The sequence below is a fragment of the Pantoea sp. Ae19-2 genome (genome assembly GCF_059801205.1).
Genome location: NZ_JBCHWE010000001.1, coordinates 1294646 through 1315278, shown reverse-complemented (window position 1 = coordinate 1315278; position 20633 = coordinate 1294646). Strand labels below are relative to the sequence as shown.

Sequence of the window (20633 nt, the reverse complement as noted above, 5' to 3'; positions counted from 1 at the left end):
ATACCCAATCTACTTAGCGTATAACCCGTAAAGGATTAACCCATGGCAAGTATAAGTTCACTCGGTGCTGGTACTAACCTCGATCTCAATACTCTGTACAATAGTCTGGAAACAGCTGAACAGACTAAGCTGACGCCAATTACTAAGCAACAGTCCTCTTACAATGCCCAGCTTACCGCCTGGGGCGTGGTGAAAACAGGCCTGTCAAAATTCCAGACCGCTGCTGCGGCATTGCAAAATGCATCGACTATTGCCGCCACTAAAGTGACCAGCACAAACACCGCGTTTACTGCCACGCTGGCGAGTAAAGCCTCCGCAGGTAACTATTCTGTAGAAGTGAGCCAGTTGGCCTCTTCTCAGTCCCTGCTGTCTAAAGCTGCCACCAGTAAAGATACCGATCTGGGCGATCAGAGCCTGGCTTCACGCACCATTACCATCTCGCAGTCCGGTCAAAAATCACCGCTAACCGTGACACTGACGAAGGATCAAACCAGCCTGGCTGATATTCGCGATGCGATTAATAAGCAGCAAGGCAGCGTAAACGCGAGCATCATTAAAGCCGATGATAATACCTATTATCTGTCCCTGACTGCGCGTGACAGCGGCACGGCGAATGCCATGACGGTAAGCTCAAATGATGGCAGTCTGTCGCAATATATTAATTACAGTCAGGGCGGCAGCAGTAACGCGATGACCGAACAGGTTGCCGCAAAAGATGCACAGTTAAAGATTAATGGCGTGTCCATCACACGCAGCAGCAATACCATTACTGATGCCCCCGAAGGCGTCACGCTCAACCTGACGAAAACCACCGCAGCGAATACGCCAGAAACCTTAACGGTGGCCACGGATAATCAGCCCATGACCGCGGCGATTCAGGCCTACGTTGATGCTTACAATTCGCTGCAGACCACGATCGGTAACCAAACGAAATATACTGCCGTTAAAGCGGGTGAGACGCAGAGTACGGGCAATGGGGATTTGTTAGGGGATAACACGCTGCGTAATATTCAGACCAGCCTGCGCAGTCAGTTATCCAGCGCACAGTCTGGCGGCAGCCTGACCACCCTGTCACAGCTGGGCATCACGCAGGATGTCAACGGCAAGCTGACCGTAGACAGCACTAAGCTGAACAACGCCCTGACCAATCAGCCAACAGATGTTCTGAACTTTTTGACGGGTGACGGTAAAACCACCGGTTTTGCAACCCAAACCAATAACAAGCTGACACAAATTCTGGCCAGCGACGGACAGGTACAAAATGCCACCAACGGCATTAATACGTCACTGAAAAAGCTGTCGGATCAATATGACAATGTGAACAGCCAAATCGCTGCAACGATGGCGCGTTATAAAACGCAGTTCACCAGCCTGTCAACGCTCGTCAGCTCTATGACGCAGACCGGCAACTATCTGACCCAGCAGTTCGCTAAACTATAACAGGAGTGGTAAGCATGTACGCTAAGTCCGGTACCCAGGCCTATGCCCAGGTCGGCGTGGAGAGCGCGGTGTTAAGCGCCAGCCCGCACCAGCTGGTTGTGATGCTGTTTGATGGCGCGCTGAGCGCCATGAAAAAAGCAGCTATCTTAATTGAGCAAGGCGATATCCCGGGTAAAGGAAACGCCTTATCTAAAGCCATTAATATCATCACTAATGGCTTACGTGCAGGCCTGAATCATGAAGTAGGCGGTGAGATTTCTGCCAACCTTGATAACCTGTATGAATATATGACCCGCCGTTTGTTACAGGCCAACCTCAATAATGACGTTGAAGCCATTGCGGAAGTCGAAGGCTTGCTGAATAACATCGCCGATGCCTGGAAACAGATTGGTCCTAACTATCAGCCACAGCAGGATACGTTTTAATGAGTCACCCACTCGCGCTGCTAAAAGAGTATCAGGAATTACTCACGCTCAGTAATGCTATGCTGGAAAATGCCAGACAAGGGCAATGGGAGGCATTACTGAGTTGTGAATCCACCTATGTTAGCAGCGTCGAGCGTGTGGCTCGTGATAACGATGCCGGTGTGCTTTCGGCGTTACAACGGGCACAGATTCGCCCCGTACTTGAGCAAATTCTCAATAACGAAACTACGCTGAAAACCTTATTAGGTGAGCGCATGCAAGAGCTGCGCTCTCTGGTCACGACGTCGACGCAGCAACAGAACATCATGACCTCTTACGGTAATATGGCAGGCAATATTCTTTATCCTAAAGAGCAGTAAAGCCCGGCTTTAGCGGGTGGAAACTATATTTTTAATTCACCCGCGTAATTTCTCCCCTCTTATCCCATACTTCCAGTTCCCTCTCCTCTGACTGGAAACGCGTCATGCACAACCCAACCCTATTGCAGTTTTTCCACTGGTATTATCCCGATGGCAGCAAACTGTGGCCGGAAGTTACGGAAAAAGCCTCACTGCTCAATGATATAGGCATCAACATGGTATGGCTCCCCCCCTGTTATAAGGGTGAATCCGGTGGCTACTCGGTGGGTTATGACAGCTATGATTTGTTCGATTTAGGCGAGTTCGAACAAAAAGGCAGTAAAGCCACAAAATACGGTGATAAACAGCAATTACTGGATGCGGTAAATGCGTTACGCAGTCACGATATCGGCGTACTGCTGGATGTTGTGGTGAACCATAAAATGGGCGCTGACGAAAAAGAGCAGATTCGGGTCAATCGGGTTAATCCCGATAATCGCGATGAAATATACCCTGATGTTATAGAGTGTGAAGCCTGGACACGATTTAACTTCCCTGCCCGGGCAGGACAGTATTCTAAATTCATCTGGGACTATAAATGTTTCAGCGGTGTCGATCATATTGAAAACCCCGATGAAAACGGCGTTTTTAAGATCATCAACGATTACACCGCAGAGGGCTGGAACGACCAGGTAGACAGCGAGCTCGGTAATTTCGATTACCTGATGGGTGCCAATATTGACTTCCGTAATAATGCCGTGAGCGAAGAGCTTAAATACTGGGCGCGCTGGGTGATGGAACAGGTGCCCTGCACCGGATTCCGACTGGATGCCGTAAAACATATCCCGGCGTGGTTTTATAAAGCGTGGATCGACCACGTTCAGGAAGTCGCCAACGAACCTTTATTTATCGTGGCGGAATACTGGTCTTTTGAAACCGACAAACTGCAGGAATATATCCACCAGGTTGACGGCAAAACGATGCTCTTTGATGCACCCCTGCATATGAACTTTCATCAGGCCTCTAAAGCGGGCAGCGCCTACGACTTGAGCAAAATCTTTGATAACTCACTGGTTCTGGCCGATCCCTGGCATGCCGTAACCATCGTCGCAAACCACGATACGCAACCGTTACAGTCGCTGGAAGCCCCTGTTGAAGCCTGGTTTAAACCGCTCGCTTACGCGCTTATTCTGTTACGTGAGCAAGGTGTACCGACAGTGTTCTATCCCGATCTTTTCGGTGCCAGCTATCAGGATGAGGGCGGTGATGGCGACGTTCACCAGGTCGATATGCCCGTTATTCCCGAACTCGAAGGTCTGATCCGAGCCCGCCAGCTATTTGGCTGGGGCGCACAAACCGATTATTTCGATCATCCAAACTGTGTAGCCTTTAGCCGAAGCGGCACGGCGGAAAAGCCCGGTTGCGTGGTGATCATGTCAAACGGTGAGGCGGGAGAAAAACACATTGCGATGGGTGAAGGCTATGCCGGAAAAGTGTGGCGTGACTATCTTGGGCATAAGTCAGAGACCATTACCACCGATGATAATGGCAGCGCGCTGTTTAGCTGTAATGGTGGCAGCGTGAGCGTCTGGGTTGTTGAAGCATAAACAGAGGTTGCCAACGCCACCAGATTGACTGATTCACCCGTGAGACTATGCTGAGTGCGGTCTCTGGACCGCATTCAGCCAATTATTTTGCTAATGCCGGCCGCATAATTTCAGGCTCGATATTTTGAATAACGTCGGCATTAGGCTGTTTTGCCACTTCCTGCTCTGCTTTCTGGCATTCAACGGTCGGCTTTTCGACCTTGCGCAGGGTAAGACCATCGTATTCCAGCTCACCGTTATCGACGTCCAGCGTCATCACCCGCACCTGACGCGTCACATTGACATAATCGCCATTGAGTTGGGTCAGCTTGCCTGGTTTTGCAATGACACGCTGCCACTGGCGGCAATCCAGAGTGCTGCCATCGGCATTGACGATCAGACTGGCAATCGCCTTATCGCTAATCAGATCGCTTTGTGGCCCTACTGTCTGCCAGTTACCCTGCAAATTTGCCGGAGCAGGCGTTTGCACCGCACTCTCATAACTATTGATTTGTGCGCAGCCACTCAGCGCCAGAGTGGCAATCAGCATCCAGTTTTTCATTTTTTAATCCCTAAAATCCGGTCAATGGCGGCTACGTTATAATTTTTACGGTAAGGTGCGCAAGCTATCTGAATGCTGCCCTAAGCGTAAAACTGCATTTTATGACGCTTTCATCGCGCACGGGCAACATTTATCAATATCAGCACCGCGAACTGACCGTTTTTCATCCTGCCCCACTTAGCCTGACAAGCCAGACGCAACAGGCTACACTGTCGCCCTGCACTACCTATCAGGAAACCTGCAATGAAAACTCCAGAAGCTTATTACGCCGAGGCTCGCGCCCTGTTTTTTACCGCCCACGCGGATTTCCAGGCAGCATTAGACGAACTCACAGAAAGCGATGCCCGCGCCGCCAATATGTCACTGCGTGAACTACGTGAATGGCATGCTGAACGCATCTACGCGGCTTTTTTACGCCAGAAGAACCTTGATGGTATGATTTTCTCGATCCAGCTGGCTGAACCGGATAAAGCCGTCGCTGCCGAGGCCATAGAACGTTATCTCAGATCGCATGCGGAATCACTGGGAATGAGCTGGGAAGAATTCTGTATTAAAAATGAACTGTAGTGAGCAGGTCTTAACGGGACAATGAAAATACCGCGGATCTCGTCGCCCTGTTAATGATCAGGATGGGTTCGCTGAGCCTCTCCTTTTTACGGCGTCGCTGGCGACAGACAACACACTTATCGCCAGCGTTTGCCATTACTCTTCCTGCGCCATTTTGCCTCTCACTTCAACATACTTAGCGACGGCCAGCAGCCGGTTAATGTGAGTAAGCAGTAAATCAATATCCGACTGCATAAATTCAGATGATGAACGTGAAGCCGTCACTATCGCATCCTGAACCGTTTCGGAGATGGTTAATGCGTTATCTTGTTTCGCCTGGACCAATAAAGCTGCCACCAACAATGACTGTGCTTCTATCTGCGCAGTCAGTTCCTTAGCGTCGACATCCATTTTTGCTAGTTTGAGCAGAATATCTATAACCAATTGTCGCATTGCACTTCTCCTGGTGAGTGAGCGCACTTAGTGTTGTGAACGCACTCAGAGTAAACCAGATGACGGTGCTTTTCTACGCGACGCGGAAAAAACGAATTAAGATAAACATCAGCTTGATACTGTTTTTATTTACAGTAAAATGGCGAGGCGATTTTGCCCTTAAGGGATTGTTAACATGTTTGTAGAGTTAATTTACGATAAACGTAATGTCGCGGGCCTGCCAGGAGCGCGTGAGATGATTTTAGCAGAACTAGAGAAACGGGTGCATCGCGTGTTCCCTGACATTGAGGTTAAGGTCAAGCCTATGGAGCGGAATGCGATAGAGACCGATCTCAGTAAGAACGAGAAGGCGACAATAGCGCGCCTCGTGGAAGAGATGTTTGATGAAGCAGAATTCTGGCTGGTGGCTGATTAATCCGTTAACCGCCACCGCCTCAGTCAGCGGGGGATGGCTTAACTCTCCTGCTCGCTGTGGTTAATTTCGATTTCGATATCCTGAATGGCCGTCTCCAGATCTTCCAGTAACGTACCCTGTTTGTTCAGCAGCGCGTCAATGCGGGCTGCGTTTCCTTCATCTTTATACTCGCCGGCGTCAAAGGCTAACCAATGTGCAGAAAGCGTCTCAGTGTTCGTCTGTGCATAGTGACGCATTTCTTTCAGCTGAGATGCCACGTCACGCAGATAATCTGTTTTGCTTTTGGTTTCGATTGAATCAGTCATGCTGTGTTTCCTTATGGTTGTTTATCCAATGAAAATGTCGCCTGGAGATTTAAAGGTAGAACAATATAGCGACTTTGCATTAGGAATAATCGGAACTCACTAGCGTGAGTGACATGAGCGGAAAACGGTAGGATGAGTAAGCACCATGAAAGCAAAGCGTCAATGCGTAAGCTTAGTCGCTATAAGTAAGGGTGCCCATTTTTGAGCGAGCCCCACTGATTGAGGGGAATTGTGACGGTCTGGTTTAGCTGGACTAGACTTAACAGACTCAAAAAGGAGCGAAGCATGCATACACATCACAGTAACGAACAGCGTAAACATGAGGGCGATGTCAGCAAAGGTTTACCCGAAGCGGCACCTCATGCAGGCAATGCCTATGAGGAAGACGATCATCCCGCTAAGGATGCACCTAAGGATCACGGGGAAGTCCCGAGAAAAAATGATGACAGTCAGGATGATAAAAAAGACCCTTTTAAAGCGTCCTGAGTGGTTTTATCGCGAGCATGTTCCGCGCCGGGGCATGCTTTTACCTGCTCAATCAATGCCTCATCATTAAAAAGCACGTCATCGAATACCCTATATTTACATCCGTATCGTCCCTGCAGTAACAGACCTGTATCATTTTTAACTTCGCCTGACGTAATCCTTATCGCCAGGAAATGCATGAAGAGTGAGGCATGCAATTTAGATTACAAAGCCAAAAAACAGCGCAACGATGTGTTTGCATCCCGTTAACATGCCATCACGCCTTTTTAAGTAAATACGGCTCGCCGTCACTCAGGATTGTTTATGAAGGTAGTCCACCAGCATCTCAAGATTAACCCGGTGAGGCCCATCTGGATAAAACACGCCCTGCGCCGGTCGGTTAGCATCAAATAACGCCTGCAAATCCAGATCGTCATCCAGTAACTGAATAGAGCCCTTGACCAGCTTATATGAAATCACCCTGCATGTGCCTTCAGGGATCTTGCTTAAAGAGTCAGAGCCTTGAACGTCAGAATAAATCTCATATTTAATCTGCCCACCGCTATTTGAGTTAGCGAGCAGAGTTTGAATTAAGTATTTCATTTTAACCAAAGGATGGGTAAACAAGGATATTACATTAACGCGGAGCACTTTTTTTAAAAAGTTAAATCTTTTAATCAGATATTATTTCTTATAAACCTGCTCATTCTCACTTTATGCTGACAGGCCTTGCCTGGCTTGCTGCTCACGCCCTGCCAGAGGTGCCTTCACTGCGGGATGAGGCAACATGTTCACAGCCTTACCTCTATAGCGCCACCCACATTAACACGGCGTTTTTATCGAAAGGAGTTTAGATAAACAAAGCCATCTTTCATTCGTACCGCCGCGACCCTTCTTATTTATTATCGAAAAATATCTTTCTTTTATCAGCGATATCATCGGATTGAAACTGAAGAAAACCTTATATTGCTGTTCGAGACACCGCGGCAACACTCTTGAAAAATAGTTTGGAAGTTAAATGAAAATTAAACAAAACCCTGTGAAGGATAATTGTTTTCACTCAGGCGCGTTAATTCCAGTCAGGATAAAAATTCTTTTTTTGCGATAACACCGGTGATGTAAATAAAGGTTATCTCTTACGGAGGCAATAAATTTTAAGGCGTACGTTTGGCGGGTTGTCAGACGTGAGTTAACCGGCTTAGTGGCCAGTATAAGGGGCGGTCAGTCTGTTTTTATCGATTTACACTTTTGAACTTGTTTGCCAGTCAGACGCGGCAAACTCCTTCACTGAGGGGTTATCAGGTGTATGACGGCGTGGATAAGGAATAAGGATAAGAAAAAGCAGCGCTGGATGCCCTATCACAAACACGCACTCTGCCCTGGCTCTACCACAACCCAAAGTCCACCTTGCACGAACCTGATATTCCCCCGTCAGTGACGTGACTACACCTGCATATTCATGATGTCGGTATAAGCCGAAACCAGCTTGTTCCTGACCTGAATCCCCATCTGCATCGAGATGGATGATTTTTGCAGATCGACCATCACATCATTCAGCGCGATCCCGGGCTTACCCATCTCGAAATCCTGCGCCTGGGTGCGTGCAGACGTCTGCGTTTCGCTGATTTTATCCAGCGCGGCCTTCATGGTCGCACCGAAGTCGATATGGCTGGTGACGTCGTTACTCTTGTTGTTGGCCTGGAGCGACGTCATCTGTAACTGCTGTAAAACACCCTCGATTGCCTGCACTGACATGGCTGTTACCTCACTGAAAAGAGATGAAGATTTTTGATGTGCGGAGAAGTTAACACATTGTCAATAAGACAAAGCCCCTAAATGGCGCTAAAAACCGTGGCTTATTCACCCATCGAATTTTGCGTTTCATCAAATAATGCCAGGCATTGAAGTGGAAATTTTATTTATGCAGGTCAGGGAGTCTGTTTTGCCATCACAACTAACCCGGTCAATTACGTCAGGCAGGAATCGGTCATGAATGCGAGTGCAGCCGCCACACAAGATCAAGACAAGAAAGGCTTCGGTGACCTTCTCGCTCGCCTGCGTGCTAATCCACGCATACCTTTAATCGTCGCCGCCGCCGCTGCTATTGCAGTGGTGTTTGCATTGGTCCTTTGGGCCAAGACACCTAACTACAGCGTGCTGTTCAGCAATCTCTCAAACGAGGATGGCGGCGCCATTGTCACGCAGTTGACGCAGATGAATGTACCTTATCGTTTTGCCGATAACGGTGGCGCATTGATGGTCCCTGAAGACAAAGTGCATGAACTGCGTCTGCGTCTGGCTGAACAGGGCCTGCCTAAGGGTGGCAACGTCGGCTTTGAGCTGCTGGATAAAGAGAAGTTCGGTATCAGCCAGTTCAGTGAGCAGGTTAACTACCAGCGCGCACTCGAAGGCGAGCTGGCACGTACCATCGAATCACTGGGGCCGGTTAAAACCGCACGCGTGCATCTGGCCATGCCTAAACCTACTCTGTTTGTGCGTGAGCAAAAGGCCCCTTCTGCGTCCGTAACTTTAACGCTGCAACCGGGTCGCGCACTGGACGAAGGTCAGATTCAGGCGATTACCCACATGGTTTCCAGCAGCGTGGCGGGTTTACCTCCGGGCAACGTCACCGTCGTGGATCAGAGCGGTCATCTGTTAACGCGTTCTGATGCGGTGGGTCGTGACCTGAATGACGCACAACTTAAATATGCTGCCGAAGTGGAAGCCCGTTATCAGCAACGCATTGAAGCTATCCTGAATCCGATTCTGGGCCAGGGCAACGTGCATGCACAGGTTACCGCGCAGATTAACTTTGATACCAGCGAGCAGACAGACGAGAAGTATCAGCCAAATGGCGACCCCAAAAATGCGTCAATCCGCTCACAGCAGACAAGCACCAGCGAGCAGTCTGGCAGCCCTTATCCTGGCGGCGTGCCTGGCGCGCTGTCTAATCAGCCAGCGCCCGCGAATACTGCGCCGGTCAATGCGCCGAACACCAACGCGGCCAACGGGCAGAATGCGAATGGCCAGAACAATGCCGCGAATGGCCAGCGTACCAGTACCGCCTCGGCCAGCAGCGTGCCAACCAACTCTCGCCGCGATGACACAGTGAACTATGAGCTGGATCGCACCATTCGCCATACCAAAATGAATGTGGGAGATGTGCAGCGTCTGTCCGTCGCCGTGGTGGTGAACTATCGCGAAGATGATAAAGGCAAAGCGCTTGCACTTAACGAGCAGCAGCTGAAGCAGATTGAAGACCTGACGCGTGAAGCCATGGGCTATTCACAACAACGTGGTGACAGCGTCAACGTGGTGAACTCGCAGTTCAATACCACCGAACCTACTGTCAGCGAACTGCCCTTCTGGCAACAGCAGTCCTTCTTTGACCAGCTGATAAGTGCAGGTAAGTGGCTGCTGGTGGCACTGGTTGCCTTCATCCTGTACCGCAAAACGGTTCGTCCACACGTACTGCGTAAGAAAGAAGCTGAGAAAGCGGCTGCAGAAGCGATGGCTGCCCGTGCTGCACAGCAAAACGATCAGGAAGCTTACAGCGTCCAGCTCAGCAAAGATGAGATGGAGCAGGAACGCAAAACTAATAACCGCATGAGCGCTGAAGTCATGAGCCAGCGTATCCGCGACATGTCTGAAAACGATCCGCGCGTCGTGGCGCTGGTTATTCGTGAATGGATGGGTAACGAACTATGAGTCTGACCGGTACTGAAAAAAGCGCCATTCTGATGATGACCATTGGCGAAGAACGCGCGGCGGAAGTGTTTAAGCATCTGAACCAACGCGAAGTGCAGCACCTGAGCTCGGCAATGGCCAGCATGCGTCAGGTATCCCATAAGCAGCTGACTGAAGTGCTGCGTGAGTTCGAAGCCGATGCCGAGCAGTTCGCGGCGCTGAGCCTGAACTCCAACGACTACCTGCGCTCCGTGTTGACCCGTGCGCTGGGTGAAGAACGTGCTTCAAGCCTGCTGGAGGATATCCTTGAAACCCGTGATACCACCAGCGGGATGGAAACGCTCAACTTCATGGAGCCGCAGGCGGCTGCCGACCTTATTCGCGACGAGCATCCCCAGATTATCGCGACCATTCTGGTACACCTCAAACGCGGTCAGGCTGCAGATATCCTGGCGCTGTTTGATGAACGCCTGCGCCATGACGTCATGCTGCGTATTGCGACCTTTGGTGGCGTACAGCCTGCCGCACTGGCAGAACTGACCGAAGTGCTGAACAGCCTGCTCGACGGCACCAACCTCAAGCGCGCGAAGATGGGCGGCGTAAGAACGGCGGCAGAAATCATCAACCTGATGAAAACGCAGCAGGAAGAAGCGGTCATCGAAGCGGTTCGCGACTTCGACGGCGAGCTGGCACAGAAAATCATCGACGAGATGTTCCTGTTCGAAAATCTGGTGGAAGTGGACGATCGCAGTATCCAGCGTCTGTTGCAGGAAGTGGAGTCCGAGCAGTTGCTGATCGCCCTGAAAGGTGCAGAGCAGCCTCTGCGCGAGAAGTTCCTCAAAAACATGTCGGCACGTGCAGCAGATATTCTGCGCGACGATCTTGCCAACCGTGGCCCGGTGCGTATGTCTGCGGTCGAGAACGAACAGAAAGCGATCCTGCTGGTGGTTCGTCGCCTGGCAGAGTCCGGCGAGATGGTAATCGGTGGTGGCGAGGAAACCTATGTCTGATGCATTTTCTGCCCGTCCATGGCAGCTGTGGCAGCCGGTTGAGCTGGGGCGTCCAGAAGAGCCCGTTGCCATGTCAGCAGAGCCAGCCGAGGTTACCATCTTTGAATCTGAAGAAGATGAGCAACAGCAGCAGTTTGAACATATGCAGCAGCAGTTGCGTAAAGAGGCGCACGGGCAAGGCTATAGCGAAGGTCATCTGCAGGGGTTTGCTGAAGGCCAGAAGGCCGGTTACGACGCGGGTTTTCAGCAAGGTCTGGCCGATGCACAGCAGCAGCAGGCGCCTTTACAGGCACGCATGCAGCAGTTGGTCACCGAATTCCAGAACACGCTGGAGTCTTTGGACAGCGTGATCGCCGCCCGTCTGATGCAGCTGGCGCTGGAAGCCGCACGCTCAGTCATTGGGCAGGCAACAACGGTGGATGGCAGCGCCCTGCTTCGGCAGATCCAGGGCCTGCTTCAGCAGGAGCCGATGTTTAGCGGTAAACCTCAACTGCGCGTTCATCCGGACGATCTGCTGAGAATCGAACAAACCTTAGGTCCGACGCTCGATCTTCACGGCTGGCGTTTACTGGCAGATAACACGTTGCACCCTGGCGGCTGCAAGCTCAGCGCCGAAGATGGCGATCTCGACGCCAGCGTCGCCACTCGCTGGCAGGAACTGTGTCGCCTGGCGGCGCCGGGAGAATTTTAATGACCACACGTCTGAACCGCTGGCTTGGCTCGCTTGATGCCTTTGAGAGTCGTATTTCTCAGGTACAACCGATTCGTCGTTATGGGCGTTTGACCCGTGCCACCGGCCTGGTACTGGAGGCGACCGGCCTGCAGCTGCCCCTGGGTTCAACCTGTGTGATTGAGCGCAACGACGGGAAGAGCATCAGCGAAATCGAAAGTGAAGTCGTCGGTTTCAACGGTCAGAAACTGCTGATGATGCCGCTGGAAGAAGTGGACGGCATTCTGCCGGGGGCGCGCGTTTATGCCCGGGCTACCGGTGAAAACCCGCAGGCCGGAAAGCAGCTTTTACTCGGACCACAACTGCTGGGCCGTGTCCTTGACGGCAGCGGAAGGCCGCTCGATGGCTTACCGTCACCGGAAACTGGCTACCGTGCGGCACTAAATACTCCGCCGTTTAACCCCTTACAGCGCACGCCCATCACTGATGTCCTGGATACGGGCGTTCGGGCTATCAACGCCCTGCTCACCGTTGGCCGTGGTCAACGTATGGGCCTGTTTGCTGGTTCAGGCGTGGGTAAAAGCGTGCTGCTCGGCATGATGGCGCGTTACACCCAGGCCGACGTGATCGTTGTCGGGTTAATCGGTGAGCGTGGTCGTGAAGTTAAAGACTTTATTGAAAACATTTTAGGCGCGGAAGGCCGTGCCCGTTCCGTGGTGATTGCGGCGCCGGCCGATGTCTCCCCGCTGCTGCGTCTTCAGGGCGCAGCCTATGCCACACGTATTGCAGAAGACTTCCGCGATCGCGGTAAGCACGTCCTGTTAATCATGGACTCCCTGACGCGTTACGCCATGGCCCAGCGTGAGATTGCCCTGGCAATCGGTGAGCCACCGGCCACTAAAGGTTATCCACCGTCTGTTTTCGCTAAGCTCCCGGCCCTGGTTGAGCGCGCCGGTAACGGTATCGATGGCGGCGGCTCCATTACGGCTTTTTATACCGTTCTGACCGAAGGCGACGACCAGCAGGATCCGATTGCAGACTCTGCCCGCGCAATCCTCGACGGACACATCGTGTTGTCACGTCGCCTCGCGGAGGCCGGACACTATCCGGCTATTGATATTGAAGCGTCAATCAGTCGTGCCATGACATCACTGATTGATGAAAACCACTATGCACGCGTACGCCAGTTCAAGCAGTTGCTTTCAAGTTTTCAGCGCAACCGTGACCTGGTCAGCGTCGGCGCCTATGCCGCAGGCAGCGATCCCATGCTGGACAAAGCTATTCAGCTTTACCCGCAGATGGAAGCCTTCCTGCAACAAGGCATTTTTGAACGCAGTGAGTACGACGACGCCTGCCTGCATTTGCACGCCTTGTTTGGCTAGTCAGCGCGTTTGATACGAGGACATCGTAATGAAAACAGCCAATGCTATTGACACGCTTCGCGATTTAGCGGAGCAGGACCTGGAGCGCGCCGCCGTGTTGTTGGGCGATATGCGCCGGGGTCAGCAGGCGGCTAACGAGCAGCTCTCCATGTTGCTCGATTACCAGGACGAGTACCGCAATAAGCTGAACAGTGACATGTCCAGCGGAATTGCCAGCAATCGCTGGACCAACTATCACCAGTTTATCCAGACGCTGGAGAAGGCGATTGAGCAACACCGCAGCCAGCTACAGCAATGGAACCAACGGCTGGAACAGGCGCTGGTCAACTGGCGTGAGAAACAGCAGCGCCTGAACGCCTATCAAACTCTGATCACCCGGGCAGAGGAAAATGCATTACGACAAGAAAACCGTCTCGACCAGAAACGGATGGATGAATTTGCCCAACGGGCCGCACTGAGGAAAGGCGAATGATTACGCTGCCAAACACCGCGTTGACGACGAAAGCCATCGGCACTGCTGACACATCAGGCTCCACAGACCTGTTAAGCAGTGGTGAGACGCTGCCACAGGACTTTATCACCGCCCTGGGAAATCAGCTGCTTTCCCTGGCGAAGCTGCACGGTAAAACCCCTGCGGCTACAGATAAAAATGTCACGACAGAGACCGAGAATAAAACGGCCACCTCGTTGAATGCATTACTCTCTTCGCTGGAAACGCCGACTGCGCTTAGTGCGTTGTTTACACCGGAAAAGATTAAAGCCGGCACAAAATCAGCCGATGATAAAGATGAGCTGACAGCCACCGTCCTTAACAATAGCGACATGCAGAATATACAGGCGCTCTTTGCCATGCTACCCGCGACGGGACTGCAGCAGGCGGTGAAAGACAACGCAGCGAACCGTGGTGCGGATTTGCAAGGGGATGCGCCCCGTTCAGCGCTGTCAGCGCTGACGCAGGCGGTCACTACGGCACTAACAGGTGATGGCAAAGAGAGCCAAAACACGAAGGTGCAGGACGGCAACCTGGCCAATAAAGCCAGTCTGGTTAGCCAGAGCATGACCGGCTCAACCGCCGCGACAAGTCATAACACCGCGGTGACGCCTGCGGCTCTGACCACCGACGGCAGTTTTCAGCAGATACTGAGCAGCGTCAGTAAGCAGGACGATCGTCCGTTAGCGGCAGCCAGCGATAACCAGGCCATTCTCAGCGCGCCGGTGAGCAGTACCAGTAGCTTGCTGCAGTCATCTGGCGCCTCAGCGACGATGAACTCACCGTCAACGCCGACGCTGAATGCCCACCTGGGCAGCAACGAATGGCAGCAGGCACTGGGGCAGCAAATTGTGATGTTCAGCCGTAATGGCCAGCAGAATGCAGAACTGCGATTGCATCCTGAAGACCTGGGGGCGATTCAGATCAGCCTGAAACTGAATAACGATCAGGCACAGTTAAATATGGTTTCCAGCCATAGCCATGTCAGGGCCGCGCTGGAAGCTGCGCTTCCCCAGTTGCGTCATGCCCTGGCGGAAAGCGGGATTAACCTGGGTGAGAGTCAGGTAAGCAGTGAGAGTTTCTCGCAGGGACAGAGCTTCCAGCAGCAACAGGAGGCGCGTCGCGACGGACAGCACGGCAGCTTCTCCCTCACCCAGGACAGTGATAACGACATTACGCCCATTGCCGTACCGCAGTCTCTTCAGGCCCGGTTAACCGGCAAAGGCGCAGTCGACACATTTGCCTGACAGCGACAAACGCTGAAGGTAAGCGTAAAACCCGTGTCTTTTCTTGCCATTGTTTGACTTAAGACACGCGATAATCTGTTCAGGCAAGCCGAGAGGCTTGCCCATAATTCACAGGAAGTTACTGCAAAAATGTCTGATAACGCGAAAGCCAAAGGCCGCAAACGAAAACTTTTAATACCAGTGTTACTGATTGTCGCGCTGGCCGCTTGCAGCGTGGCAGGCTATGCAGTCTGGCGAATGATGAATAAACATGAGGGTGATAAGCCGGAGGTCGCGAAAGTTGAACCGCCTCCCGCCCCGGTCTTTTTTGCACTTGATACATTTACGGTTAACCTGGTCAATCCCGACAACGACCCAGACCGCGTACTGTACGTAGGCTTTACGCTACGTCTGCCGGATGAAGAAACGCGTCGTCGGATGAGTGACTACCTGCCTGAGGTTCGCAGTCGTCTGTTACTGCTGCTGTCTCGTCAGAACGCAGCTGCACTGGCGACGGAGCAAGGAAAGCAAGCGCTTGTTGATCAAATCAAACAGGCGCTGGCACCACCACTGGTAAAAGGTCAACCTCCGCAGGTCGTAGACGACGTACTGTTTACTGCCTTCATTTTGAGGTGAATCAATGGGCGACAGCATTCTCTCCCAGGCTGAAATTGACGCGCTACTTAACGGCGACAGCGGCAGCGCGGAAGAAGAAAAGAAACAAAACGGACCTGAGGGCGATATTCGCCCTTATGATCCGAATACCCAGCGTCGCGTGGTGCGCGAGCGTCTGCAGGCGCTGGAAATTATTAACGAGCGTTTTGCCCGTAGTTTCCGTATGGCGCTGTTTAACCTGCTGCGTCGTAGCCCGGATATCAGCGTAGGCGCGATCAAGATTCAGCCTTACCATGAGTTTGCACGCAATCTGCCGGTGCCAACCAACCTGAACCTGATCCATCTGAAGCCCCTGCGCGGTACGGCATTAGTCGTGTTTTCGCCAAGCCTGGTGTTTATTGCGGTCGATAACCTTTTTGGCGGTGATGGCCGCTTTCCGACTAAAGTTGAAGGACGGGAGTTTACCCATACCGAGCAACGTGTCATTCGCCGCATGCTGAAGCTGGCGCTTGACGGATACAGCGATGCGTGGAAAGCCATTTATCCGTTGGATGTGGAGTATGTGCGTTCGGAAATGCAGGTGAAATTCACCAACATCACCACATCACCTAACGATATTGTTGTGAATACGCCTTTCCAGGTTGAAATCGGTAACCTTGTGGGTGAGTTCAACATCTGTATTCCGTTTTCGATGATTGAACCGCTGCGTGAAATGCTGGTGAATCCACCGCTCGAAAACTCGCGGTCAGAAGATACACACTGGCGCGACAATCTGGTGAAGCAGGTTCAGCACTCTGAGCTGGAACTGATTGCCCATTTCGCCGAAACGTCGCTGCGCCTGTCGCGCGTTTTACAGCTGAAACCCGGTGATGTTCTGCCGATTGAAAAGCCAGAGCGCATTATTGCCCATGTGGACGGTGTGCCCGTTTTAACCAGTCAGTATGGCACGCTTAACGGCCAGTATGCCCTGCGTGTTGAACATTTGATTAACCCGATTTTGAATTCGCTTAACGAGGAACAGCCCCATGACTGACAGCAAGAAACCGTCCGATGATACTATCTCTGCGGACGATCTGTGGGCTGAAGCAATGAATGAGCAGGTTGGCTCCGCTACGACTGCCTCACAGAGTGATGACGTTTTTAAAAGCTTTGAAACGAGTAATGCGTCAGGTTCGTTGCAGGATATCGACCTGATTATGGATATCCCGGTGAAGCTCACCGTCGAGCTTGGCCGCACCAAAATGACCATTAAAGAACTGCTGCGTCTGACGCAGGGCTCCGTGGTTTCCCTGGATGGGCTGGCGGGTGAACCGCTGGACATCCTGATCAATGGTTATTTGATCGCACAGGGTGAAGTCGTCGTGGTCAACGATAAATATGGCGTTCGCATCACCGATATCATTACGCCGTCAGAGCGTATGCGTCGTCTGAGCCGTTAAGATGAATAACCAGAATCATACGCTGCAACCTGCCACACCTCAGGCACCGCCCATTTCGGCAGGTTCAGTATTGACCCAGGTCAGTGGCGTATTGGTCGTCATTATTCTGTTGATTCTGGCATGTGCCTGGCTGGCACGCCGCATGGGTTTTGCCCCTAAGAAAGTGGGCAGCCGTGAGCTGACACTCACGGCCAGTGTGCAGGTCGGCCAGCGCGAACGCGTTGTGATTGTTGATACGCCGGATGCGCGTTTGGTACTGGGCGTGACAGCTCAGCAAATTACTCACCTGCATACGTTGCCGCCAGGTGCACCTGATGAAACCGCACCGGTAAAAGCTGCGCCGCAGGATTTTCGTCAGCTATTACAAAATCTGGTTAAACGTCCCGGAAAAAATCCATGATGCGTCGACTGCTCCCTCTTCTGCCGCTGCTGTTGCTGGCACCGGTTGCCCATGCCCAGTTGCCGGGTCTGGTTAGTCAGCCATTAGCTAACGGTGGCCAAAGCTGGTCACTGCCGGTACAAACGCTGGTTTTTATTACCTCGTTAACATTCCTGCCAGCCATTCTGTTAATGATGACCAGCTTTACCCGCATCATTATTGTTTTCGGCCTGCTACGTAATGCGCTGGGCACGCCTTCCGCTCCGCCTAACCAGGTATTACTTGGCCTGACCTTATTTTTAACGTTTTTTATTATGGCGCCAACCTTCGATAAAATTTATCAGGATGCCTACCTGCCGTTTAGCCAGGATAAAATCAGCATGGATGTGGCGATTGATAAAGGCGCACAGCCGCTGCGGGAATTTATGCTGCGGCAAACCCGTGAGGCTGACTTAGCATTATTTGCCCGCCTGGCAAATACAGCGCCGATTGCGGGTCCGGAAGCCGTGCCTATGCGTATTCTGTTGCCGGCTTACGTGACCAGTGAATTAAAAACCGCATTCCAGATTGGCTTTACCGTATTTATTCCTTTTTTAATTATCGACCTGGTGGTTGCCAGCGTGTTAATGGCACTCGGGATGATGATGGTTCCCCCGGCAACAATTGCGCTGCCGTTTAAATTAATGTTGTTTGTTCTGGTGGACGGCTGGCAATTGCTGGTTGGCTCGCTGGCACAAAGTTTCTATTCCTGACCTCTCTATTGCACAGGAGAAATTCATGACACCTGAATCGGTAATGGTAATGGGACAGGAAGCCATGCGCGTTGCCCTGCTGCTGGCTGCCCCTATGCTTCTGGCCGCGCTGGTCAGCGGTTTATTGGTGAGTTTGCTGCAAGCAGCGACCCAGATTAACGAACAAACGCTGTCTTTCATTCCAAAAATTATTGCAGTGGCCACCACGGGTATCATTGCCGGCCCCTGGATGCTGAACGTGCTGTTGGATTACATCCGCACCGTCTTTTCTAATCTGCCTTATATCATCGGCTGATGATCACTCTCGACAGTAGCCAACTCGTACACTGGGTCAGTCAGTTTTTCTGGCCACTGGTGCGTATTCTGGCACTGCTTGCTACCGCGCCGGTACTGAGTGAAAAAGCGGTGAGTAAACGGGTGAAGATTGGTCTTGCCGCCATGATCACCTGGATACTGATCCCAAATTTACCCCCGGTGAACGTGACGCTGTTTTCACCTGCCGGCTTTATGCTGCTGATTCAGCAGATGCTGATTGGGATTGCCATTGGTTTTACCATGCAGTTCGCCTTTGCCGCGGTTCGTACCGCCGGTGAACTGATTGGATTGCAGATGGGTCTGTCTTTCGCCACCTTTTTCGATCCCGCCAGTCGACTGAATATGCCCGTTCTTGCGCGCTTTCTCGACATGCTGGCGATGCTTTTATTTTTGACTTTCAACGGTCACCTGTGGCTTATTTCCCTGCTGTCGGACAGTTTTCATACGTTGCCTATCGGCGGCGAGCCTCTTCAGGCAAATGCCTTTATGGCTTTGGTGAAATCCGGCAGCATGATTTTCCTTAATGGCATGATGTTAGCGCTGCCGTTGATCGTTTTGCTACTCACGATAAATATGGTCCTGGGTTTGTTAAACCGTCTTTCACCACAGTTATCAATCTTCGCGATCGGCTTCCCGATTACCTTATCAGTAGGCATTCTGACCATCAGCCTGCTGATGCCTCTCCTTGCCCCCTTCTGCGAGCACCTGTTCGGCGAAATATTCGATCTTCTGGCCCAGTTCCTGACAGAACTGTCCCCTGCCTGAACATTAAGTATCTAACTATTATCCTGATTTGATACTTAAGAAACGCATAACTATCCGCACATTTTTCAAACCACATTTCCCAGAAATCAACTAAGGATATTCTGATAAACGTGCGGAAAGTCTTAAAATTATTCTTATTAAACCGCGCTTCGCGTATTTTAGTCAGGCGGTTAACCGAGTCATCAACAAGGTTGTTTTGGTGACAAAATCGGCAATGCGTTGAAATTACTAAAGAAAAATTTTTATGTGATTTTTCTTGTCAGAAAATGTTTTTTCCGGCATTGTCAACTCGCTAACCGACTTCACACTTTCGTGAAATAAATGTTTTTAAGATTTGTCCTATCAGAAAACTCTGGGTTTTCAGCGATAGTGACAGCGCTCCCAAAAAACTGCATTTCGCTCAGTCCGACTTTGTATCGACTTATCATGTTGATATCAGGTCAGGTGTGAGGTCAGAGCAACACAAATTTTTTGCAGACCGGGTCAGGGAAGAGGACTTTTATGGGCTATTGCCCATTGCAACGCTGCATCAGCAGAATAAAAAAAAGCGCTTTGGAAATCTTCTCGTACCGCAACGCGTAATTCATCGTTGATTTAAACGGATAACAAATTGGTGAGGGTCGCTAACATGCCAACGATTATTATGGATTCCTGCAACTACACACGCCTGGGATTATCAGATTATATGTCTTCTAAGGGAGTTAAGAAGAAAAATATTACTTCTGTATCTGACATTGAGCAATTACAGCAAAGATGTGAGCAGTTAAAACCTGGCGTCGTCTTTATTAACGAAGACTGTTTCATTCATGAAACCGACTCCAGTGAACGCATTCGCAGCGTTATTAACCAGCATCCCGAAACACTGTTTTTTATTTTTATGGCCATTAGTAATATTCATTTTGAAGAATATTTGTATGTTCGAAAAAATTTGATTATTACATCCAAAGCAATTAAGCCTTCGACGCTGGATTCATTGTTAAGTACTTATTTGCAGAAAAAACTCAATATGTCGCCGCGTATTTCTTCGGGTCTTGATGTCCACCCTCTTACGCTAAGTCAGACAGAGTCAAATATGCTGAAAATGTGGATGTCAGGCCATGATACCATTCAGATATCAGATAAAATGCAAATTAAAGCGAAAACCGTTTCGTCGCATAAAGGCAATATAAAGCGAAAAATTAAAACGCATAATAAGCAAGTGATCTATCATGTGGTGCGTTTAACCGATAATGTGACGTCCGGTATCTATGTCAACGTAAGGTAACCTCCTCCCCTCTAAGAACTGGCCCAAAAGGCCGGTTTTTTTATGGATTAGCGATCCAGATCTCAATTTTGAGGTAAACCTTTTCCTGCTCCTGCCGATGTTTT

26 protein-coding genes are annotated in these 20633 nt (G+C 51.0%); 21 read left to right on the top strand and 5 right to left on the bottom strand.

Annotated elements, in window-relative coordinates; translation table 11 throughout:
- The first annotated feature begins 42 nt into the window (after positions 1-42).
- From fliD to amyA, 4 genes are all read left to right on the top strand, one after another.
- The gene (fliD, locus tag AAIE03_RS06080) at positions 43-1440 is read left to right on the top strand and encodes a flagellar filament capping protein FliD (RefSeq protein ID WP_014605570.1); all 1398 of its coding nucleotides are present in this window, start codon (positions 43-45) and stop codon (positions 1438-1440) included.
- Positions 1441-1454: 14 nt separating this feature from the next.
- A complete protein-coding gene (gene fliS, locus AAIE03_RS06075; RefSeq protein WP_014605569.1) occupies positions 1455-1865 on the top strand; it encodes a flagellar export chaperone FliS in 411 nt (136 codons plus the stop codon).
- Positions 1865-2224 carry a flagellar protein FliT gene (gene fliT / locus AAIE03_RS06070; RefSeq protein WP_013026163.1) on the top strand — a complete coding sequence of 120 codons (360 nt, stop codon included), beginning with the start codon at positions 1865-1867 and terminating at the stop codon, positions 2222-2224. The genes fliS and fliT overlap by 1 nt, the downstream gene beginning before the upstream one ends.
- A gap of 104 nt (positions 2225-2328) precedes the next feature.
- Complete coding sequence (gene amyA, locus AAIE03_RS06065; protein WP_014593942.1) at positions 2329-3810, top strand: alpha-amylase; 1482 nt, start codon at positions 2329-2331, stop codon at positions 3808-3810.
- Positions 3811-3892: 82 nt separating this feature from the next.
- Here the strand turns inward: amyA and yedD are convergent, their stop codons facing one another.
- A complete protein-coding gene (gene yedD, locus AAIE03_RS06060; protein ID WP_013026165.1) occupies positions 3893-4351 on the bottom strand; it encodes a lipoprotein YedD in 459 nt (152 codons plus the stop codon).
- A gap of 243 nt (positions 4352-4594) precedes the next feature.
- On the opposite strand from yedD, the gene AAIE03_RS06055 reads away from it, so the two are divergent.
- Complete coding sequence (locus AAIE03_RS06055; RefSeq protein ID WP_014605568.1) at positions 4595-4918, top strand: DUF6388 family protein; 324 nt, start codon at positions 4595-4597, stop codon at positions 4916-4918.
- Positions 4919-5053: 135 nt separating this feature from the next.
- Here AAIE03_RS06055 and iraP read toward each other — a convergent pair whose 3' ends face one another.
- Positions 5054-5350, bottom strand: coding sequence for an anti-adapter protein IraP (gene iraP / locus AAIE03_RS06050; protein WP_014605567.1), 297 nt, complete (start codon positions 5348-5350; stop codon positions 5054-5056).
- A 175-nt stretch (positions 5351-5525) separates the two neighbouring features.
- Between iraP and AAIE03_RS06045 the strand changes: the two genes are divergently transcribed.
- Positions 5526-5765, top strand: coding sequence for a DinI-like family protein (locus AAIE03_RS06045; RefSeq protein ID WP_013026169.1), 240 nt, complete (start codon positions 5526-5528; stop codon positions 5763-5765).
- A 38-nt stretch (positions 5766-5803) separates the two neighbouring features.
- On the opposite strand, the gene AAIE03_RS06040 is transcribed toward AAIE03_RS06045, so the two are convergent.
- Positions 5804-6070 carry a hypothetical protein gene (locus AAIE03_RS06040; RefSeq protein WP_013026170.1) on the bottom strand — a complete coding sequence of 89 codons (267 nt, stop codon included), beginning with the start codon at positions 6068-6070 and terminating at the stop codon, positions 5804-5806.
- Between the two features lie 285 nt (positions 6071-6355).
- On the opposite strand from AAIE03_RS06040, the gene AAIE03_RS06035 reads away from it, so the two are divergent.
- Complete coding sequence (locus tag AAIE03_RS06035) at positions 6356-6556, top strand: hypothetical protein (RefSeq protein ID WP_019106602.1); 201 nt, start codon at positions 6356-6358, stop codon at positions 6554-6556.
- Positions 6557-6847: 291 nt separating this feature from the next.
- On the opposite strand, the gene AAIE03_RS06030 is transcribed toward AAIE03_RS06035, so the two are convergent.
- Together AAIE03_RS06030 and fliE are read right to left on the bottom strand one after the other, a co-directional pair.
- Entirely contained in the window at positions 6848-7015 is a 168-nt protein-coding gene (locus tag AAIE03_RS06030) for a hypothetical protein (RefSeq protein WP_019106601.1), read from the bottom strand.
- Between the two features lie 963 nt (positions 7016-7978).
- Positions 7979-8290 carry a flagellar hook-basal body complex protein FliE gene (gene fliE, locus AAIE03_RS06025; protein WP_013026173.1) on the bottom strand — a complete coding sequence of 104 codons (312 nt, stop codon included), beginning with the start codon at positions 8288-8290 and terminating at the stop codon, positions 7979-7981.
- A 234-nt stretch (positions 8291-8524) separates the two neighbouring features.
- Here fliE and fliF point away from each other — a divergent pair, with 234 nt between their 5' ends.
- The 14 genes from fliF to rcsA all read left to right on the top strand — a co-directional run bounded on the left by fliF (position 8525) and on the right by rcsA (position 20529).
- Positions 8525-10243 carry a flagellar basal-body MS-ring/collar protein FliF gene (fliF, locus tag AAIE03_RS06020; RefSeq protein ID WP_014593944.1) on the top strand — a complete coding sequence of 573 codons (1719 nt, stop codon included), beginning with the start codon at positions 8525-8527 and terminating at the stop codon, positions 10241-10243.
- Positions 10240-11232, top strand: coding sequence for a flagellar motor switch protein FliG (gene fliG, locus AAIE03_RS06015; protein ID WP_013026175.1), 993 nt, complete (start codon positions 10240-10242; stop codon positions 11230-11232). The genes fliF and fliG overlap by 4 nt, the downstream gene beginning before the upstream one ends.
- A complete protein-coding gene (fliH, locus tag AAIE03_RS06010) occupies positions 11225-11923 on the top strand; it encodes a flagellar assembly protein FliH (protein WP_014593946.1) in 699 nt (232 codons plus the stop codon). The genes fliG and fliH overlap by 8 nt, the downstream gene beginning before the upstream one ends.
- On the top strand, positions 11923-13284 hold the full coding sequence (gene fliI, locus AAIE03_RS06005) for a flagellar protein export ATPase FliI (RefSeq protein WP_014593947.1): 1362 nt from the start codon (positions 11923-11925) through the stop codon (positions 13282-13284). The genes fliH and fliI overlap by 1 nt, the downstream gene beginning before the upstream one ends.
- A 28-nt stretch (positions 13285-13312) precedes the next feature.
- Positions 13313-13756, top strand: a complete 444-nt coding sequence (gene fliJ, locus AAIE03_RS06000) for a flagellar export protein FliJ (RefSeq protein WP_013026178.1) — start codon at positions 13313-13315, stop codon at positions 13754-13756.
- A complete protein-coding gene (locus AAIE03_RS05995; protein ID WP_194761368.1) occupies positions 13753-15021 on the top strand; it encodes a flagellar hook-length control protein FliK in 1269 nt (422 codons plus the stop codon). Before fliJ ends, AAIE03_RS05995 begins: the two co-directional genes overlap by 4 nt.
- A 129-nt stretch (positions 15022-15150) precedes the next feature.
- Entirely contained in the window at positions 15151-15636 is a 486-nt protein-coding gene (gene fliL / locus AAIE03_RS05990; protein WP_013026180.1) for a flagellar basal body-associated protein FliL, read from the top strand.
- Between the two features lie 4 nt (positions 15637-15640).
- Complete coding sequence (gene fliM, locus AAIE03_RS05985; RefSeq protein WP_013026181.1) at positions 15641-16648, top strand: flagellar motor switch protein FliM; 1008 nt, start codon at positions 15641-15643, stop codon at positions 16646-16648.
- Positions 16641-17054 carry a flagellar motor switch protein FliN gene (gene fliN, locus AAIE03_RS05980; RefSeq protein WP_013026182.1) on the top strand — a complete coding sequence of 138 codons (414 nt, stop codon included), beginning with the start codon at positions 16641-16643 and terminating at the stop codon, positions 17052-17054. The genes fliM and fliN overlap by 8 nt, the downstream gene beginning before the upstream one ends.
- Before the next feature lies 1 nt (position 17055).
- The gene (gene fliO / locus AAIE03_RS05975; RefSeq protein ID WP_014593949.1) at positions 17056-17454 is read left to right on the top strand and encodes a flagellar biosynthetic protein FliO; all 399 of its coding nucleotides are present in this window, start codon (positions 17056-17058) and stop codon (positions 17452-17454) included.
- Entirely contained in the window at positions 17454-18185 is a 732-nt protein-coding gene (gene fliP / locus AAIE03_RS05970; RefSeq protein WP_033765984.1) for a flagellar type III secretion system pore protein FliP, read from the top strand. The genes fliO and fliP overlap by 1 nt, the downstream gene beginning before the upstream one ends.
- A gap of 25 nt (positions 18186-18210) precedes the next feature.
- A complete protein-coding gene (gene fliQ, locus AAIE03_RS05965; RefSeq protein WP_014605563.1) occupies positions 18211-18480 on the top strand; it encodes a flagellar biosynthesis protein FliQ in 270 nt (89 codons plus the stop codon).
- Positions 18480-19265, top strand: a complete 786-nt coding sequence (fliR, locus tag AAIE03_RS05960; protein ID WP_015700054.1) for a flagellar biosynthetic protein FliR — start codon at positions 18480-18482, stop codon at positions 19263-19265. The genes fliQ and fliR overlap by 1 nt, the downstream gene beginning before the upstream one ends.
- 628 nt (positions 19266-19893) lie before the next feature.
- Positions 19894-20529: a transcriptional regulator RcsA gene (rcsA, locus tag AAIE03_RS05955; RefSeq protein WP_014593952.1), complete on the top strand. Its 636-nt coding sequence runs from the start codon at positions 19894-19896 to the stop codon at positions 20527-20529.
- The last annotated feature ends 104 nt before the right edge of the window (positions 20530-20633 follow it).

Excerpts from the sequence above, each read along its gene's own strand:
- AAIE03_RS05995 (WP_194761368.1), top strand. The coding sequence starts at position 13,753 with ATGATTACGCTGCCAAACACCGCGTTGACGACGAAAGCCATCGGCACT.
- fliQ (WP_014605563.1), top strand. The coding sequence starts at position 18,211 with ATGACACCTGAATCGGTAATGGTAATGGGACAGGAAGCCATGCGCGTT.
- fliD (WP_014605570.1), top strand. The coding sequence starts at position 43 with ATGGCAAGTATAAGTTCACTCGGTGCTGGTACTAACCTCGATCTCAAT.
- fliI (WP_014593947.1), top strand. The coding sequence starts at position 11,923 with ATGACCACACGTCTGAACCGCTGGCTTGGCTCGCTTGATGCCTTTGAG.
- fliT (WP_013026163.1), top strand. The coding sequence starts at position 1,865 with ATGAGTCACCCACTCGCGCTGCTAAAAGAGTATCAGGAATTACTCACG.
- fliG (WP_013026175.1), top strand. The coding sequence starts at position 10,240 with ATGAGTCTGACCGGTACTGAAAAAAGCGCCATTCTGATGATGACCATT.
- fliM (WP_013026181.1), top strand. The coding sequence starts at position 15,641 with ATGGGCGACAGCATTCTCTCCCAGGCTGAAATTGACGCGCTACTTAAC.
- AAIE03_RS06035 (WP_019106602.1), top strand. The coding sequence starts at position 6,356 with ATGCATACACATCACAGTAACGAACAGCGTAAACATGAGGGCGATGTC.
- fliJ (WP_013026178.1), top strand. The coding sequence starts at position 13,313 with ATGAAAACAGCCAATGCTATTGACACGCTTCGCGATTTAGCGGAGCAG.
- fliO (WP_014593949.1), top strand. The coding sequence starts at position 17,056 with ATGAATAACCAGAATCATACGCTGCAACCTGCCACACCTCAGGCACCG.
- fliS (WP_014605569.1), top strand. The coding sequence starts at position 1,455 with ATGTACGCTAAGTCCGGTACCCAGGCCTATGCCCAGGTCGGCGTGGAG.
- fliH (WP_014593946.1), top strand. The coding sequence starts at position 11,225 with ATGTCTGATGCATTTTCTGCCCGTCCATGGCAGCTGTGGCAGCCGGTT.
- fliF (WP_014593944.1), top strand. The coding sequence starts at position 8,525 with ATGAATGCGAGTGCAGCCGCCACACAAGATCAAGACAAGAAAGGCTTC.
- fliP (WP_033765984.1), top strand. The coding sequence starts at position 17,454 with ATGCGTCGACTGCTCCCTCTTCTGCCGCTGCTGTTGCTGGCACCGGTT.
- fliN (WP_013026182.1), top strand. The coding sequence starts at position 16,641 with ATGACTGACAGCAAGAAACCGTCCGATGATACTATCTCTGCGGACGAT.
- yedD (WP_013026165.1), bottom strand. The coding sequence starts at position 4,351 with ATGAAAAACTGGATGCTGATTGCCACTCTGGCGCTGAGTGGCTGCGCA.
- rcsA (WP_014593952.1), top strand. The coding sequence starts at position 19,894 with ATGCCAACGATTATTATGGATTCCTGCAACTACACACGCCTGGGATTA.
- amyA (WP_014593942.1), top strand. The coding sequence starts at position 2,329 with ATGCACAACCCAACCCTATTGCAGTTTTTCCACTGGTATTATCCCGAT.
- AAIE03_RS06045 (WP_013026169.1), top strand. The coding sequence starts at position 5,526 with ATGTTTGTAGAGTTAATTTACGATAAACGTAATGTCGCGGGCCTGCCA.
- iraP (WP_014605567.1), bottom strand. The coding sequence starts at position 5,350 with ATGCGACAATTGGTTATAGATATTCTGCTCAAACTAGCAAAAATGGAT.
- AAIE03_RS06055 (WP_014605568.1), top strand. The coding sequence starts at position 4,595 with ATGAAAACTCCAGAAGCTTATTACGCCGAGGCTCGCGCCCTGTTTTTT.
- fliR (WP_015700054.1), top strand. The coding sequence starts at position 18,480 with ATGATCACTCTCGACAGTAGCCAACTCGTACACTGGGTCAGTCAGTTT.
- fliE (WP_013026173.1), bottom strand. The coding sequence starts at position 8,290 with ATGTCAGTGCAGGCAATCGAGGGTGTTTTACAGCAGTTACAGATGACG.
- fliL (WP_013026180.1), top strand. The coding sequence starts at position 15,151 with ATGTCTGATAACGCGAAAGCCAAAGGCCGCAAACGAAAACTTTTAATA.
- AAIE03_RS06040 (WP_013026170.1), bottom strand. The coding sequence starts at position 6,070 with ATGACTGATTCAATCGAAACCAAAAGCAAAACAGATTATCTGCGTGAC.